The following is a 15,653-nucleotide window of genomic DNA, read 5'->3' on the forward strand; positions in this document are numbered from 1 at the left end:
TTAGTGCTAAATTAACATCAATAGCTTCTTAAGCTTATTATAGCGTTAATTCAACGTAAAATTGACTTGGTCAATTTGATCGCTGAAAAGCAGTGCCTGAGAAAGTTTCAAGTTTTTGGAGAGGTCTAATCCTAAAGCCTCCACCCATATTAATCATGTTTTCCTGGGGAGGCTGAAGCACAATAGTCAGGATTACACCAATAAATGAAATAATCGCACCAGCTATCACCCAACGATTTACCCGTTCTTTGAGAAGTAAAACCGACAAAGCCAAAGCAAGAGGAGGCTCAATGCGTCCAATCAGCACTACATTATTAACAGCAGTGCGCTCAAGAGCGATAAATATCAGAGATGGTGCCAGTGCTCCTGACAAAACTGCAACACCTAGTAACCCTAACCAATCTGTTCCAGAGAGTTGTCTGAGGGCTCGAAAATTCCACTGTCGTCCATAAATAGCAATCAACGCTAGCAACGCGCAGAGATTGCCAACAAACAACACATTACAGAAGGAAATAGGATTTCTACCATCAATTAAATTATCTGCACCCAGGTCAGTGAGCTTACGAATGACCGAATTCGCTGCTGCAAAAATCAGGATAGCGATCAATAAGTAACCACGCCCTGGAATCCGATTCAACCAATCTGTTGTTTTAGCAATGAAACTTGACATAGACGTTGACAATAGCAAAGTTTCAATGAATCATATCATGTCCAGTGGTGCGCGGTAGTTTTATAGTCGAAGGTTTTTTGGGTAATAGGTAATAGGTAAGCATTCAGCCGTTTGGAAGATCTGAACTACGGTCAAATACTCCAATATTGTCTAAGCCTAAAAATACCCCTTCAAATACATTGTTGCCGTCGAAATCTTTGCGGTTAACCCACCAAGTAAAGTTCAGCAGAAGTTTTTGAAAGACCCGTTCTAAAAACTGGCGATCGCCTGTGCCATGGAACTGTTTTTCCAGCTTATAAACTTGCCAGGTTGCCCACCCATGCACGGGAGGATTAACATCTGAAAAGTTCCATTCATAGGCGGGAATTTGCCCATTGGGATGCATATACCACTCCCGCGTCATTAAGTCAAGTTGATTCTTAGCAAAATCTGGATCAATCATTGCTAAGGGGATGCAGTGGAATGCCAAATCCCAGGCTGCAAACCAGGGATATTCCCATTTATCGGGCATCGAAATAATATCTGCATTGTTGAGATGATTCCATTGCTGATTCCTGACTTTGAGACGTTCTGGTGGAGGTGGCGGTTGATTGGGGTCACCCTTGAGCCAGGTTTCTACGTTGTAGTAATAATACTGTTTACTCCACAACAGTCCTGCGAAGGCTTGACGCTGAATATTACGCTGATCATCATTAATTCCGGGTGGTGCGATCGCATGGTAAAACTGATCCGCTTCTGAGCGACGGGTGGCAATAATCCGTGAAAACTCACTGCCAAAGGGTTGGGGGATATTGGGAGCATCACTCAGCCACAGCTTAATCACCCGAGTCTCCCCAGCACCAATAGTAAATTGGTAATGGGGAGCCACTTTTGTACCGACTTTGCTAGGATTGACAGCATTCTTTTGACACTCCCCGCCCTATAAGAGCGGGGATTCTTAGTTCTACGACATGCCTTAAAATTAGTTATCCTGAAATGCCTTACTTAAGCCAAATATTCGTCCAGAAGAACCAAATATTGAGCCTAATTTAACTAACCCCAGTGGGCTTGTCTCCCTAAGCGTTGGGATTGCCCGTTCCCGTGTGCCCCACGGTACGTTATATACTTTGAATTTGTACTTTACTGGTTTTCGGTGTCTGTTAAGACCCATGGGTTTTGGCGAGGTTTTTCGCTCCTCGTGTACTAGTATCGCAAAACGCTCGTTGTTTTTAAATTGGCAGTACCGACTTTTCCTGCCTGTACTAGGCTACATGTTTATTCTATCACACTCTACTTAAAAGCCGTCGAAGGAAGGACGGGGCTTGAAACTTTTTTGGTCAATCCTGGCAAACTAATCATGGTATCTGGCCCCCAATCCCCAAACCAAGGGTAGCCTGCCATAATCGTTTTATCATCAGGTGCATCTGCTAACGGGCGGTTGACAATAAATTGGTCAGCCGCCCATACTAATTGCCGGATCCAACTGGGGGTAGTTTTGAGATTGTGGGCAGCATCCCAACGGTTGATTAACTGCTGCTGGTATTGATAATGAGCGTCTAAGGCTGTGTTGCCATCAAGTTCAGGATGTTCTTCAGTGCTGACCACCAGAGTCAGGGATTCCCCAACTTTAAGTTGGGTCTCAAAGGTTGCGACATGGAGATGATCTTCGCGATCGCTTAATCCACGATTACGATTCAAGGGGAGCTTGAGAGCAGCAATCAGCAATCCATGATAACGGCGGGTGACTAGACCAGCTATCGTCCCTGATGCGTAGCCTCCAATTCCATTGGTAACTAGCCATTCCCGTGATTCTCCTGTGGGTAGATTACCGCAAATTTCTCGTCCCAAGTCATTACTCATTAGTCATTGGTCATTGGTACTTGGTAAGTAAGCTATCAGCTATCAGCGTGTCGCGTATCAGCTATCAGCTAGAAGTAAAGGCTTGTGGCCACGCTACGGGAAAAGTTTATGCCCATAGCGTACGCTACTAATGGTGATTTTGAATAAAATAAGCTGACGGCACCTCAAGTGTAAGCATTCAGCTATCAGCGTGTCGCGTATCAGCTTATGGGCTATGGGCAAGCTACGGAACTTTTGAATAAGTGATGCACCAAGGTCTTCGGGGAAAACCCCACTCGCTATTGCATCAAGACAACTGGTAAGCATTCGCTTAATCTCTTTTACGGAAAGCTGTTCGCGCAGCGTGGGCCAAAAGCCCACGGCTGACCGCTGACGGCTGAATGCTTACCCTCAAGTAGCGTGAACCATTCGCGTAGCGTGGCCTTTTGGCCAAGGCTGACCGCTGACCGCTGACCGCTGAATGCTTACCTTGGTAATTTTGGGAATTGTTAAGAGGATATCTCCCAAGTTTTTTGATACTGAATTTTGCCCCCCTAGCCCCCCAACTTTGGGGGGAACAAGAGTCAATTTGCTTCTAAAAGTCCCCCAAAATTGGGGGACCAACGGGGGCTTGGATGTAGCAAATGAGACTTCTCAGACAACCTCTAAGTTAAAATTGGTACTTGGTAAGTACCAATTTTAACTTAGTTTAAGTGAATTTAAATTAGTTTAAATTAATTTCAAGTTATTTGTTCATGGCAACAATTTCCGCAATATCCATAGAGCAAATCATCACAGCAGTGTCCTCAAAACTGACTAAGTTAAGATGATCCGGATTATCTATCAACTGTTGTGCTGCTAAAAAGCCAGCAATTGTCCAGGTTTGAAATTTCCTAGCTTTCTTGCCAATCAGGCGACCATCTTTACCATCATAGTACTCTGGCCAGTTATCCTGAAGCAGGCATTGGGAAGCAATTGTTAATGCTTGACGGGCCAGTTCAGATTTCCCAGTTTTTTGTGCTGCTGCTGCCAATTCCCACAACAAGAAGGGCCAACTCCCCCCATTATGGTAAGACCAAGGAGTATTTTTGGGATCACAACCTGTGATAATCTGCCAATCGCGACCTTCCAAAGCCGGAAAACAAACTTTCATGGGCATTTCTCCCACTAAATCCTGCCACTGTTGCTCGATCAAGTTCATAATGGCTTGGGATTGTTCTTCAGTAGCTAGGGACGTAATAATTGCCATTAAATTACCTTGGGCAAAAAAGCGAAAATCCATCCGTCCTGGTCCAAGGTTACCAACAAAATATCCCCCTGAATCTGGCAACCATTGCATTAGCCAATCAGGAATAGTATCAGCATAGATATTAAACTTATTGATTGCCGATTCACCGAACTCTTCCACATTGTAGCGATAGATTTCCTTGAGGCGGTCTAAATTCAACCAATAGTAATTCCGAATATGATAAGTTAGATGACCCAAGCGCTCCTTGACCACAGGAACATAATCATCCTCTGGCAACAACAACTCACTGGCCGCCTGCAAGGCAGTGTAGAATAGGGCTTGAATATCCAACGGATAGCCATCAACTCCCATGCGTCGGTCAATCATGAAGGCACCATCGGGAACCAACATCGTGGGAAACAGATCAAATCGCTTAGTCAGACACAGATCTAGAACTAATTTGATTCCCCGTTGGAACCTTGTCTGGTGGGCAAGGGCTTGATCACCAGTTGCCTTGACATAAGCCCTTAACACCAGCAGCCACCACAAGCCAGAATCTACTGGAGCAACTCGTGCGATCGCATGTTCCCCAAAATCCGCCCCTAAATACTCCTGTTCCTTCTTATGTATCACTTTAAAGCTAGCTGGCATCAATCCAAGACCCGCCTTAAAGCAATCCATATGCTTTTCACGGCTTTGAAGCCCTAGGGTTTCGATCAGGAAATTGCGCACAATTTCTCCCTTGCCCCTCATCAGCAATGCCATAGCCGACACCGCGAAATCCCGCGTAAAACACTGGTCATAATTCAGGGCTTCCACCTCCGAATCTTTCGACGCCACTGTGCCCACGGGATTACCTTTATAATAGATAATCGAATCTTCCAGCGCTTGCCAAGCTGCATCGATCAGATTACCTTCGCTTACCATATAAAAGTTCTCCTTTAAGTTGTCCATGTGGTTGATGCTAGCTTAACTCCTTTGACAACATCCTGGAGTACTTGGGTCGGATATCGAAAGACACAGAACTTCGGGAACTTCCGATCAAGGAACTTCGGATCAAGGAACAGGGAATAGGTCAGAATAATTGACGCAAGCAATATCATAAAAATCTGAATATTGCAAGGTCTAACCAAACAACCTTCAACCAAACAACCTTCAACCTTCAACCAAACAACATTCAACCTTCAACCAAAAAACATTTAACCTTCAACCAAACCACCTTCAACCTTCAACCAAACAACATTCAACCTTTAACCAAACCACCTTCAACCTTCAACCAAACCACCTTCAACCTTTAACCAAACAACATTCAACCTTTAACCAAACCACCTTCAACCTTCAACCAAACCACCTTCAACCAAACAACATTCAACCTTGGCCTATTGGCCACGCTACGCGAACAACCCTATTGACTCTAGTCATTCAAGACCGGCTCCAGCAACATTGCCGTACCCACAGGAAAGGGATAGGATATATTTTCGGTCAGAGCAGACACTCGATAAAGCATCGCTCCCCCTTCTCGATTTTGTTCTACCCCATCCATCACAATGCGCAGCACATTGCCTGGTTTAACAGGTTCATTCAAGGTAACCGTCAGAGCGGTACCACCTTCAGGACTCTTAGAAACTGCTGTGGTTGCTGCCACTCTCTCACCAAACTGATTAGTAACCGTTGCTTTACGAACACCAGCGAGATTGGTACATTCAATCACAACAGCATTTATTGGAAACACAGCCACACCAACGGTAATAAAATGCCTATCCCCTGCAGCTCCAGCAATTCCAGCGCTGGCAACATAGGGAGCATTCGGCACAAAACCGGCTTGAGCCTGAGCCACTGGTACCAGACTAGGAATGGCCATAGGCAGCACAGATGCGGCGAATGCTAGGGCTGAAACTGCTCCGAAAACTTGTTTTTTCATCACTCAATCGTCTTGGGATACCAGACTTAAAGAACGTTGAGTTGATTTTAAAGAAGACCTATCGAAATTGTCTGCCTGAAAAAATCGGGAATTTGACCTAGATTGGAGTGCGCCATCTGCTGGTAATACTCGTAAAAAATTGCAAAAAATTGCTATTATGCACGGAAATTTTGGCAATTCTATGTCAAAGTAAAGCTAGTGTTTGGTGTGTTGGCTTTCAACCTAGTCAATGATGGCAGACGAAGCCCTAGCTGTTTTGGACACAATTTTGCCCGATTACTCCTTCAGTAACCTTCAAGAGACCGTCTTCTGTGAAGTTTGGGAAGGGAAGACTTACGCTGAGATTGCGGAAAGCTGCGGGTATGAGCATAGTTACATTAGAGATGTAGGATTCAAACTTTGGCAACGTCTCTCTGTGGCTCTCAAACAAAAAGTTACCAAAAGTAATGTCCGCTCAGTTTTGAGGCGGTACTCCCGAGCTCAGCTATCCTCTCTAGGGATTTATAGCTATCACGACAGGATCAAAACCAGCTTCGGGAATTCCCTATACCCTGCTCTGGTACCAGAGCTAGACTTTCCCAGTGGTCCGGTACCACTAAACTCCAATTTATACATCGAACGTCCTCCTATTGAAGCACTCACCTACGCAGAAGTTAGGAAACCAGGTAGCCTGATTCATATTAAAGGCCCCAGACAGAAAGGAAAGACTTCCCTAGTGCGAAGGATTGTAGCTTATGCTAAAAAACAGGGCTTTCGTACTGTTACTTTAAGTTTACACCGAGCTGATTCCCAAGTTTTCACCAACCTAGATAAGTTCTTACGTTGGTTTTGTGCCAACGTCAGTCGGCAATTGGGTTTATCCCTCCAACTCGATCACTATTGGGATTCTGAGATTGGCTCTAAGGTCAGTTGCACCACTTACTTTGAAGACTATTTGCTAGAGCAAGTCGATAGGCCAATCGTTATTGCTTTAGATGAAGTCAATCAAATTTTTGAGTATCCAGAACTTTCTAGGGATTTTCTGTCTTTGCTACGCTCTTGGTATGAGGATGCTAGGGAACTGGAAATTTGGCAAAACGTAAGATGGGTGATAGCTCATGCTACAGATGTATATGTGCCACTAAAACTTAATCAGTCTCCCTTTAATGTTGGCCTAGCCATTAAACTCCCAGAATTTACCAATGAGCAAGTGCTAGAGTTAGCCCAGCGTCATGGTTTGGATTGGGCAAAAGGTGACGAAGCTGTGAAACGTCTTGATCCTTTAGTGACTATGGTAGGTCGTTGTCCTAGTTTAATTCGTCTTGCCCTGTATCATCTCACCAAACAGGATGTTAGCTTAGAACAATTACTAGAGGAAGCCCCAACTCAAACTGGAATTTATAGTAACTATTTGCGTTACTATCTAGCCGCTTTGTTACCCCATCCTGACCTAGTCGCTGCCTTTAAGGAAGTAGTCATGGCGACAGAAAGTGTGGAATTAGAAGCGCTCACTGCCTATAAATTGGAAAGCTTGGGTTTGATCAAAATTCGCGGGAATCGAGCCACAGCTAGTTGCGAACTATATCGTCTATTTTTTAGAAATCAATTTCTCAATGGAATCAGAGTTAGTGGTAATTAGTGATTAGTTATGGTAAGCATTAAGCTATCAGCTATCAGCTATCAGCTATCAGCCATTAGCCTTTATTTTGTTTCTACTCTAAAGCCTACCCTAGCCACCAATCTACCAATAGATACATTTAGTGGAGGTAAGCGGACTCGAACCGCTGACATCCTGCTTGCAAAGCAGGCGCTCTACCAACTGAGCTATACCCCCAGGTAAATACAACTTAAGCTAAATCAAGCTTAGTTTATCAATCGCACTTTTGTTATTATACAACATCCAAGTGGAAAGTCAAGCAAGATAGCCAAAAAATTTTCCCATAGCACGATTTATCTGGCATGATTGTCAGGGGGGTAATGGCTAAAACCCTGATCCAATCAAGATTTTAGATTTAGCGATCGCGTAGCGTGGGCGTAGCGCAATCGCAATCGAGCATTTCTGCCATCCATTCAGATCAAAGCACCATTTACAACTGTCAGTTCAGGTAATCAGGTCATAGAGTAATCGGGTGATGGGCTATCACCAGTGACCGCAACAGTAAACCACAACAGTAATCTGACCATAGCAGGTTAGTGCGGGGTCTTACCATACGCCAATATAGTAAATAGTGAGGCACTTTACGACTCAGGACTCAAAACTCAGCACTCTTTTCACCCCTTAACCGGATCATGACCCAGGTAGTTGCAACATTTTACAAATTTGTCAGATTGCCAGACTTTGCCGATAAACGACCCTCCTTACTAGCCCATTGTCAAGCTCAAGGCATCACAGGAACGATTCTCCTCGCAGCAGAAGGCATAAATAGCACAATCGCAGGCTCCCGTCAAGCCATTGATTCAGTCCTAGCCTTTCTCCGTTCCGATCCCCGTCTGGCCGACCTAGAGCATAAAGAATCCTACACTGACTCCCCCCCATTCAACCGCCTCAAAGTCCGGTTAAAGAAAGAAATTGTCACCATCGGTTTGCCAGAGGTTGACCCCAATCAGAAGGTAGGTACTTATGTTAATCCCCAAGACTGGAATGCTCTAATTTCAGATCCAGACGTAGTCCTGATTGACACTCGCAATACCTATGAAGTAAATATCGGAACCTTCAAAGGTGCCCAAAATCCCCATACTGACTCATTCCGACAATTCCCTGATTATGTTCGCCACCACCTCGATTCCACCAAAGACAAAAAAGTAGCCCTGTTTTGTACAGGGGGTATTCGCTGTGAAAAAGCCTCATCCTTTATGTTGAGTCAGGGTTTTAAACAGGTCTATCATCTCAAAGGTGGCATTCTCAAGTATTTAGAACAAGTCCCAGAAGACGAAAGTTTATGGGAGGGGGAGTGCTTTGTCTTCGATCAACGGATTGCTCTCAAGCACAGCTTGGAAGCTGGAACCCACCATATGTGCTACGGTTGTGGAAATCCAATTTCCCAAGCTGATCTCAATTCCCCTAAATATATCAAAGGTATTTGTTGCCCTCACTGTTTTGATGATTTCATCAAGGAAGCTTAAGCATCAGCGGTCAGCGGTCAGCGGTCAGCGGTCAGCTGAAGTAACTAAGATTAAACCAATGCTTACCTGTTTGATTAAAAAGCACCTCAACTAGCCTGCGCCTAGCGCATTAGCTGATACGCGACACGCTGATAACTGATAACTGATAGCTGATACGCGACACGCTGATAGCTTCTTACCAAAAATTTTGGGTTTAAAGCCCCGTCCTTATAGGACGGCTTTTCTTTAAACTTTATCTTGACAATTTGTGATAGGTGTGCTATAATAAAAATATAAACAATAAAGTAGAAGACTAGATAGATACTATCTAACAATAAGTAGACAACGTAAAAAATATGTATCAGATACATATTGCGTAATTTGGTCTAACGACTTAAACGTCTATGAAAAATTTAGATAAAAAAAGTACCTATCTATCTAATATAAAAAAAAGGTACGGTGGGGTTAGAAGTTACCGTAAGAAGAGTGGAGCCTTTAAGGTTAGTCGGCTATGCATAAAAGGGTTAAAACTTTATGATTAAGGCTCCACTCTTCTAAGGTTTCGTCTCCGGCACACCGGAACCTGGATATGAAATGATCTAAACGCTCGGGGAGATTTGTCCTCTACTGTTCCTGGTTACGACCTGGCCCACGCAAGACGAGTCGTTGATCCAAGAATCCCCGTTCTTACAGGACGGGGAGTGTCAATTCTTTAGTGCTAGGGTCAATCCATCAGCAATTGGTACCAAACTAAGGTTTACCCGTTGGTCTTGATAGAGCTTTTGATTAAATGCTCGAATTGCCTTAGTTATGTTATCGACTACCTCAGGATCCGCTACTCGCCCCGACCATAAAACATTATCCACAGCAATTAGTCCACCATTACGCACCAGTTTCAGTGCCTGCTCGTAATAGTTTTCGTAGTTCCGTTTATCGGCATCAATGAAGGCAAAATCAAATGTACCTGCCTGTCCCTCTTTCAGCAACCTATCCAGAGTGTCCAGTGCTGGCGCAATTCGCAGGTCAATTTTGTCAGCTACTCCAGCTTGTTGCCAGTAGCGACGTGCGATCGCAGTATACTCCTCACTGATATCACAAGCAACCACCAGGCCCTCTGGTGGCAAAGCTAAGGCTACAGCTAAAGCACTATAGCCTGTAAATACCCCCACCTCTAGAGTTTTCTTGGCTCCCATCAACTGCACGAGTAAGGCCATAAACTGCCCCTGTTCAGGAGCTATTTGCATCCTAGCCATAGAATGCTGTGCTGTTTCCAGCCTAAGCTGGGTCAAAACTTCTGGCTCTCTTACAGAAACACATTTCAAGTAGTCGTAAAGCTGGTTGTCTAGTCCAAAGGTTTGATTCGCCATTGATATATAGTTTGCTAAAAGCTATGATTTTCCGGGTGTTGCTCAAGCTAAGCAATCATACTATTCATTGTTTATTATTCGTAAGCACTCAGCCGTCAGCTGTCAGCCGTCAGCTTATTTTATTCAAAAGCATCAATCACTGTGCCCACAGGCTTTTGGCTAATAGCTGATACGCGACACGCTGATGCCTGAATGCTTACTATTATTCATCCATCCATTTTGCTGTGGTTATTGCTTGCTATTGCCTATTGGTGGGATGATTTGTCCAGTCCAACTTCCCCTAGCCATAGGGAAACTAAATCCTTATCCTGGAGAGAGCAAGTGCTCAATTAAGGGCTAAGGGCAAAAAGCAAGACATGGGACGTATATTTATTTCAGCAGGTCACGGTGGCATGGAACGTGGTGGTCGTGACCCAGGGGCGATTGCCGGTGGGACAACGGAAGCCGAAGAAATGATTCGGCTGCGAGATCTGGTGGTGCCAGAATTGCGATCGCGTCGGTTTGAAGTATTATCTGTTCCTGATGAATTGAGTTTAAAGCAGACAATTCAATGGATTAATGACCGTGCTCGTTTTGGTGATGTAGCGTTAGAGATTCATGCTGACGCCTTTTCCAATCCTAACATCCGAGGTGCCTCTGCCTTCTACATTTTCAATAACACTGAGCGCAAGAAGCATGCTGAACTAATGCTGCGCTATTTGATCACACGCCTTCCTGAACTGCCGAATCGAGGAGCAAAGCCTGATACGGACTCAGGTGTTGGCCGTCTTGCCTTTTGCCGTGATGTTATCCTTCCCTCCCTACTGCTCGAAGTTGGCTTTTTGACTAATCCCCAAGACCGTGCTCTGCTCCAGAATCGACGTCGTGACATGGCCAGAGGCATAGCTGATGGACTTGCCCAATGGAGTAGTTTGATTTCTGGTGAACAACCACCCGATGAATTCAATCCCGTTTATCCCATCATTGATATTAAAATCAATAATCAGACTTACGATGATCGAGGTGTTCTAATCAATAGCAATTCTTACATTCCCATTGACCTAGCCGATCGCCTAGGAGTGGATTTGACCACCGCCGAGAATGTCCGTCGTGTGCAATATCGGGGAGTCGTTTATGTTAAGGCCATTGAACTAAGGGATTATGACATCTTTGTCGGTTGGGATACTGCCACCCGCACTGTGATTTTGCGCTCAATTTCCCAGAAAATCTGTCCAGGTCTGATTGACCGGATCATGGGTCATGGTAGCACCTCCGAAGTCCAGTTACAGATATTTCTTAAAAACAATAATCAGAACGCCCTGACTGAGTTTCCTGACCTACCTAGGCTCTATCGAGAAGAAGCCTCCGTAGAGGGAGTCAACTATGACATTGCCTTTTCCCAAGCTTGTGTAGAAACTAACTTCCTACGCTTTAGCGATCGCCTTAGACCTGAGCAGAATAATTTTGGTGGTTTGGGAGCAGTGACTAGTGATGAAGAAGCGACTTTTCCTAGCGCTAGAATTGGAGTACGTGCCCATATCCAACACTTGAAAGCCTACGCCAGTCAGGAACCCCTAGTCCAACCCTTGGTCGATCCCCGGTTTCGCTTCGTTACCCGAGGGATTGCTCCCTTAGTTGGGCAGCTCAGTGGACGCTGGTCAGCTGATTTAGATTACGGTAAGCGAATTATCGCCGTTGTCAGGCGTTTATATGAAGCATCTAACTTGGTTTAATCCCGATTCCCGATTACCGATTCCCGATTCCCGATTCCCTGCCCGTAGCGCTATAACTGCTAAGCTGTCTTGAAAAACCGAATAATTTCTCGGACATTATCCAGAAATTGACTATCTGTAGTTAATTGTGCGATCGCATTTTCAGAATCCCGAGCTAAACGTTGGTGTTCCGCATTGTTATTAGCTTCCAGTTGTGCCATGGATGCTTCAAGTTGGGCTAAGCCTTTACGAGTCTCTTCCCAGTAACGCTGATGGGTTGCCACCCAAGAGTAAGGTTCTTGTGGGTCTAGTTGCTCTTGTAGACCTTTGACACTTCTTTCGAGAGCTTCAAAACGATTCTGTAGTTCCATTACATCTCGGCGAGGATAGGTAAACTCTTGCCGGATCATCCTTAATCGAGCTGCTAAATACTGGTAAAAACGTACCGCTGGACGCAAAGCAGTTAAAAGCAAAGCTGCTCCCGAACTGACGTAGCCCACAGCACTAATCCCAGTAGCAGCAAGCATGTAAAGACCCACAGCAGATAACACGTGAAGGGCGATTGCTACGGTTAGCGATCGCTTAGCTATCATTTTCACATAGTCTAATTGCTTCGGGTCAACCGCAATCTCATTTTCCCTGGAAGCCGACCCCTCTGCTAAAACTTCCCTAGCTTCCAAGTGGACATTCCATGGCACTGTCACAATCACCAACAGCCACCAAAAGCTAGCCACACCAATCACCCAATCCAGGAAATGACCAGTACTGATGTGCAACCATTGCAACAGCCCAAATACCAATAGGGTTAGAATTCCTAACCCAGTCCCTACACCAGCAATATTAAATAACATTCTAGCGACCTCCGACGGATTTTCAGCCTTGATCCCATCATGCTTAGAGATAACCCTCAGGCTCGAAAACCTTGTGATAGTTTCGCCAGCTTCACACTGATATTAGTGTCCTTAGCTACTTTTGCTCAAATTTTATTAATCAAAAATAAAACTTAAACCATTAGAACCAGAAACATTTAATCTGAAAGTTAATCATTATAGCTTGAAGCAGTTGTCTTAAAATTGACAAATCCTAAAAGCTCAGTACAGATGCTGAAATACACAGGTAAGTAGTGTCAATAACCCCAACCTACTGCGTTGTTCGCGTAGCGTGGCCTACGGCCAGGTTGGGGCTTGGAGAGACAACTAACTCTCCCAGGTTTGACTAGGTCATCGAGCCTCATTCTGGTACGCACGTACGGATACTTCCCCAGTCCGTACCACTGTAAGACTGTGTTGTCAGTCGCTTGCTGAAAGGACATCTTGAATGAGGTGACCGAAGGGACGGGTAACCCCCAAACACTTTACTCGTGAGGATTATCTCCATGTTACGAGTCCCAGTAATTTCACCAAATGGACAACCCTTAATGCCGACAAAAGCCTCTAGAGCGAGACGTTGGGTTAAAGAAGGTAAAGCCATCATCTACCCTAACGCCCTCGACATCTTTGCGATTCAACTAGTAGCTGAACCATCAGGGGAGGAAACTCAGTCGATTGCTGTGGGGATTGACCCCGGCAAAATGTTCACTGGCTTGGCTGTCCAGTCAGCCCAAGCCACCCTCTGGACGGGTCATCTGGTACTACCCTATCCCAAGGTCAGAGACCGGATCGATACCCGAGGCATGATGCGGCGAACTCGCCGTAGCCGTCGGATTAACCACAAAATTCCCTACGACCAACGCGCTCACAGACAGAAGCGCTTTGAGAATCGGCTAGCCAAAAAGCTTCCCCCATCCATCAAAGCCAACCGTGATTTAGAGTTTCGTGTGGTCAGTGAGTTATTCGAGCTTTATCCCATTAGCCAGATCGTCTATGAAGTGGTCAAAGCCAAAGGGACAAAAGCTTTCTCTCCAGTGATGGTGGGGCAATACCAATCCATCCAACGCCTTGAGGCAACATTCACGGTCCCCGTCACCCAAAAGATGGGATGGGAGACCTCAATGGCACGAAAAGGGTTGGGGTTAACCAAAGACAAGACCGATAAGAGTCGTCAGACGGCTGAGACTCACGCCAACGACGGTATAGCCTTGGCATCCTTCCCCTTCCGAAAGGTCAAGACCCAGTACTACCGCAACGGTAAAGTCGTGACCCCCACCGTGGCTGTGGTCACCCTTGCACCTTTCGCCGTGGTTTCCCGACCGCCAATTAGCCGTCGTCAACTCCACCTACTCCAATTTTCCAAGGGCGGTAAACGCCGAAAGTACGGAGGAACCACCACTCGCCACGGTTTCCGTAAAGGCGACTACGTGGAAGCTGTAAAAGCGGGTCAGACCTACCGAGGGTGGATCAGTGGCGATACGGCAACACAAGTTTCAGTGAGCAATAGCAACTGGAAAAGAATCGGACAATTCTCAGCCCGGAAAGTCCGATTACTCAAACGCTCCACGGGCTTACTTGTCAACTACTAAAAGGAGGCGCGAAAATTCGATGAAAAATTCTTTAAGACAAAAATTACCACAAAAACTAGCCACCTTCGCCACCGTTGCCCTAGCCACTGCCTTCTCAACAATCAGTCTTGGCAACCAGACCTCCGCCGCTACCTTCGAGCAAAAACAAGTTGAACAAGGCAAGTTTATTGCTGTAGCTCAACCCTTTGGTGCAAATTCCCATCAACTGCTGATCATAGAGCAAAAATCCAACAAGCGAGCCTGTTGGAGCGAGAGTGGTACTAACCCAGTGATCGTAGACCCACTGCTGTTGAACTTTGACTTTACTGGCATTTGCGGACGTAGTACTGATAGCAATGGCTATTCCATGCGCATGGCGGGTGAAGACTTAGGACTCGATTACATCCTCAGCATTGTTGAGCGTAATGGTGAACTGTTGCTAGTGGGTAAGCACCGCCTTGATCGTAAAGCTCCTGAAGTAATCATCGGCAGAACTGGTGGTATTAGCCAGGGCTTTATGAAAATTTTTCTCCAGCCCGGTTGGGAATTTGCCAAGAGAATGTTCAATGGCAAAGAGCTAGGTCACGTCTACCTTGCTACTAATACACCCCTAGGTAACACAGGAAGTACTGATCCATCCAAGCTTCCCCCACTTCCGCCACGGGAAACCTCTAAATTTCGGGATATTGCTAATGATGTCTATGGCTCAGAAATTGAAAAAGCTGTAGCAATGGGATTTATTGCTGGATTTCAGGACAATACCTTCAGACCCCAAGGGTTTCTCACCAGAGAACAACTCGTGTCTATGGTGATTGAAGGCTTAGGTAAACTGCCAGGTGCTACTATTACTGTCCCCACTCAAGCATCAGGACGGCCCTATCGGGATGTTGAGGCTGGGCGCTGGAGTGCTGCCAAAATTCAATGGGCGAGGGACAACAACATTGTTAGTGGCTATCCTGATGGCACCTTCCGACCAAATAAGTCCGTAACTCGCGCCGAATTGATGGCAGTACAAAAAAAAGCTGCTGAATTTGCCAAAAGCCTGCAAGGGCAGCCAGGGGTACTCGTTTCTACTGAGTCAGTCACACAATTTTCCGACACCGAAGGTCACTGGGCTGTTGCTCTGATTTCTGAAATGTCTGCCTACTGCCAAGTGGCATCTCCCCTCAACGAAAGGGGTAACGCTTTCTTGCCCGATTCTCAAGCACGCCGGAACTATGCCGCTGCTGCTACTCTGCGTATGCTCAACTGTGTCCAGCAGCCCATTACTCAGAAGTAGCACATTATCCTTTAAGAAGCCCACAACAAACGTCTGTTGATCAGACCTCAAGTAAACAACCTCAGCTATCAGCGTGTCGCGTATCAGCTGATAGCTTACATCACCTGATGATATCAATTCCGGTACCCTGGGATTGATCACAAACCCGATTGAATACTGCC

At 45.5% G+C, this 15,653-nt stretch carries 10 protein-coding genes, 1 tRNA gene and 3 pseudogenes; 5 read left to right on the forward strand and 9 right to left on the reverse strand.

Features of this window, described 5'->3' with window-relative positions:
* Positions 1-139: 139 nt before the first annotated feature.
* From F6K64_RS13855 to F6K64_RS13880, 6 genes and pseudogenes are all read right to left on the reverse strand, one after another.
* Positions 140-670 (reverse strand): annotated as a pseudogene (locus tag F6K64_RS13855) (EamA family transporter); the annotation flags it as partial.
* A 106-nt stretch (positions 671-776) separates the two neighbouring features.
* A pseudogene (locus F6K64_RS13860) lies at positions 777-1,577 on the reverse strand (MGH1-like glycoside hydrolase domain-containing protein); the annotation flags it as partial.
* Positions 1,578-1,984: 407 nt separating this feature from the next.
* Positions 1,985-2,509, reverse strand: a pseudogene (locus F6K64_RS13865) (glycogen debranching enzyme N-terminal domain-containing protein); the annotation flags it as partial.
* 390 nt (positions 2,510-2,899) lie between these two features.
* The gene (locus tag F6K64_RS13870) at positions 2,900-3,076 is read right to left on the reverse strand and encodes a hypothetical protein (protein WP_154659862.1); all 177 of its coding nucleotides are present in this window, start codon (positions 3,074-3,076) and stop codon (positions 2,900-2,902) included.
* A gap of 157 nt (positions 3,077-3,233) precedes the next feature.
* Positions 3,234-4,643, reverse strand: a complete 1,410-nt coding sequence (locus F6K64_RS13875) for a glycoside hydrolase 100 family protein (protein WP_287265621.1) — start codon at positions 4,641-4,643, stop codon at positions 3,234-3,236.
* A 487-nt stretch (positions 4,644-5,130) separates the two neighbouring features.
* Complete coding sequence (locus tag F6K64_RS13880) at positions 5,131-5,637, reverse strand: hypothetical protein (protein ID WP_287257081.1); 507 nt, start codon at positions 5,635-5,637, stop codon at positions 5,131-5,133.
* 232 nt (positions 5,638-5,869) lie between these two features.
* Between F6K64_RS13880 and F6K64_RS13885 the strand changes: the two genes are divergently transcribed.
* Positions 5,870-7,255, forward strand: a complete 1,386-nt coding sequence (locus tag F6K64_RS13885) for an AAA-like domain-containing protein (protein WP_287265622.1) — start codon at positions 5,870-5,872, stop codon at positions 7,253-7,255.
* Positions 7,256-7,377: 122 nt separating this feature from the next.
* Here the strand turns inward: F6K64_RS13885 and F6K64_RS13890 are convergent.
* Positions 7,378-7,450, reverse strand: a tRNA-Ala gene (locus tag F6K64_RS13890).
* 455 nt (positions 7,451-7,905) lie between these two features.
* Here F6K64_RS13890 and trhO point away from each other — a divergent pair.
* The gene (gene trhO, locus F6K64_RS13895; RefSeq protein WP_287247710.1) at positions 7,906-8,739 is read left to right on the forward strand and encodes an oxygen-dependent tRNA uridine(34) hydroxylase TrhO; all 834 of its coding nucleotides are present in this window, start codon (positions 7,906-7,908) and stop codon (positions 8,737-8,739) included.
* Positions 8,740-9,422: 683 nt separating this feature from the next.
* Here trhO and F6K64_RS13900 read toward each other — a convergent pair.
* A complete protein-coding gene (locus tag F6K64_RS13900) occupies positions 9,423-10,085 on the reverse strand; it encodes a class I SAM-dependent methyltransferase (RefSeq protein ID WP_008187144.1) in 663 nt (220 codons plus the stop codon).
* Between the two features lie 356 nt (positions 10,086-10,441).
* Between F6K64_RS13900 and tftA the strand changes: the two genes are divergently transcribed.
* The gene (gene tftA, locus F6K64_RS13905) at positions 10,442-11,797 is read left to right on the forward strand and encodes a hormogonium tapered terminus morphoprotein TftA (protein ID WP_008187147.1); all 1,356 of its coding nucleotides are present in this window, start codon (positions 10,442-10,444) and stop codon (positions 11,795-11,797) included.
* A gap of 59 nt (positions 11,798-11,856) precedes the next feature.
* Here the strand turns inward: tftA and F6K64_RS13910 are convergent, their stop codons facing one another.
* A complete protein-coding gene (locus tag F6K64_RS13910) occupies positions 11,857-12,627 on the reverse strand; it encodes a hypothetical protein (protein WP_008187150.1) in 771 nt (256 codons plus the stop codon).
* 524 nt (positions 12,628-13,151) lie between these two features.
* Here F6K64_RS13910 and F6K64_RS13915 point away from each other — a divergent pair.
* Together F6K64_RS13915 and F6K64_RS13920 are read left to right on the forward strand one after the other, a co-directional pair.
* The gene (locus F6K64_RS13915) at positions 13,152-14,234 is read left to right on the forward strand and encodes an RRXRR domain-containing protein (RefSeq protein ID WP_008187154.1); all 1,083 of its coding nucleotides are present in this window, start codon (positions 13,152-13,154) and stop codon (positions 14,232-14,234) included.
* A gap of 19 nt (positions 14,235-14,253) precedes the next feature.
* Positions 14,254-15,492: a DUF3747 domain-containing protein gene (locus F6K64_RS13920; RefSeq protein WP_008187156.1), complete on the forward strand. Its 1,239-nt coding sequence runs from the start codon at positions 14,254-14,256 to the stop codon at positions 15,490-15,492.
* The last annotated feature ends 161 nt before the right edge of the window (positions 15,493-15,653 follow it).

The organism is Moorena sp. SIO3A2, assembly GCF_010672265.1.
GTDB classification, from domain to species: Bacteria; Cyanobacteriota; Cyanobacteriia; order Cyanobacteriales; family Coleofasciculaceae; genus Moorena; species Moorena producens.

What these genes read in the sequence shown, in the direction of transcription:
- F6K64_RS13885 (WP_287265622.1), top strand. Translation starts at nt 5,870, where the DNA reads ATGGCAGACGAAGCCCTAGCTGTTTTGGACACAATTTTGCCCGATTAC.
- F6K64_RS13920 (WP_008187156.1), top strand. Translation starts at nt 14,254, where the DNA reads ATGAAAAATTCTTTAAGACAAAAATTACCACAAAAACTAGCCACCTTC.
- F6K64_RS13910 (WP_008187150.1), bottom strand. Translation starts at nt 12,627, where the DNA reads ATGTTATTTAATATTGCTGGTGTAGGGACTGGGTTAGGAATTCTAACC.
- F6K64_RS13875 (WP_287265621.1), bottom strand. Translation starts at nt 4,643, where the DNA reads ATGGTAAGCGAAGGTAATCTGATCGATGCAGCTTGGCAAGCGCTGGAA.
- F6K64_RS13915 (WP_008187154.1), top strand. Translation starts at nt 13,152, where the DNA reads ATGTTACGAGTCCCAGTAATTTCACCAAATGGACAACCCTTAATGCCG.
- trhO (WP_287247710.1), top strand. Translation starts at nt 7,906, where the DNA reads ATGACCCAGGTAGTTGCAACATTTTACAAATTTGTCAGATTGCCAGAC.
- tftA (WP_008187147.1), top strand. Translation starts at nt 10,442, where the DNA reads ATGGGACGTATATTTATTTCAGCAGGTCACGGTGGCATGGAACGTGGT.
- F6K64_RS13900 (WP_008187144.1), bottom strand. Translation starts at nt 10,085, where the DNA reads ATGGCGAATCAAACCTTTGGACTAGACAACCAGCTTTACGACTACTTG.
- F6K64_RS13880 (WP_287257081.1), bottom strand. Translation starts at nt 5,637, where the DNA reads ATGAAAAAACAAGTTTTCGGAGCAGTTTCAGCCCTAGCATTCGCCGCA.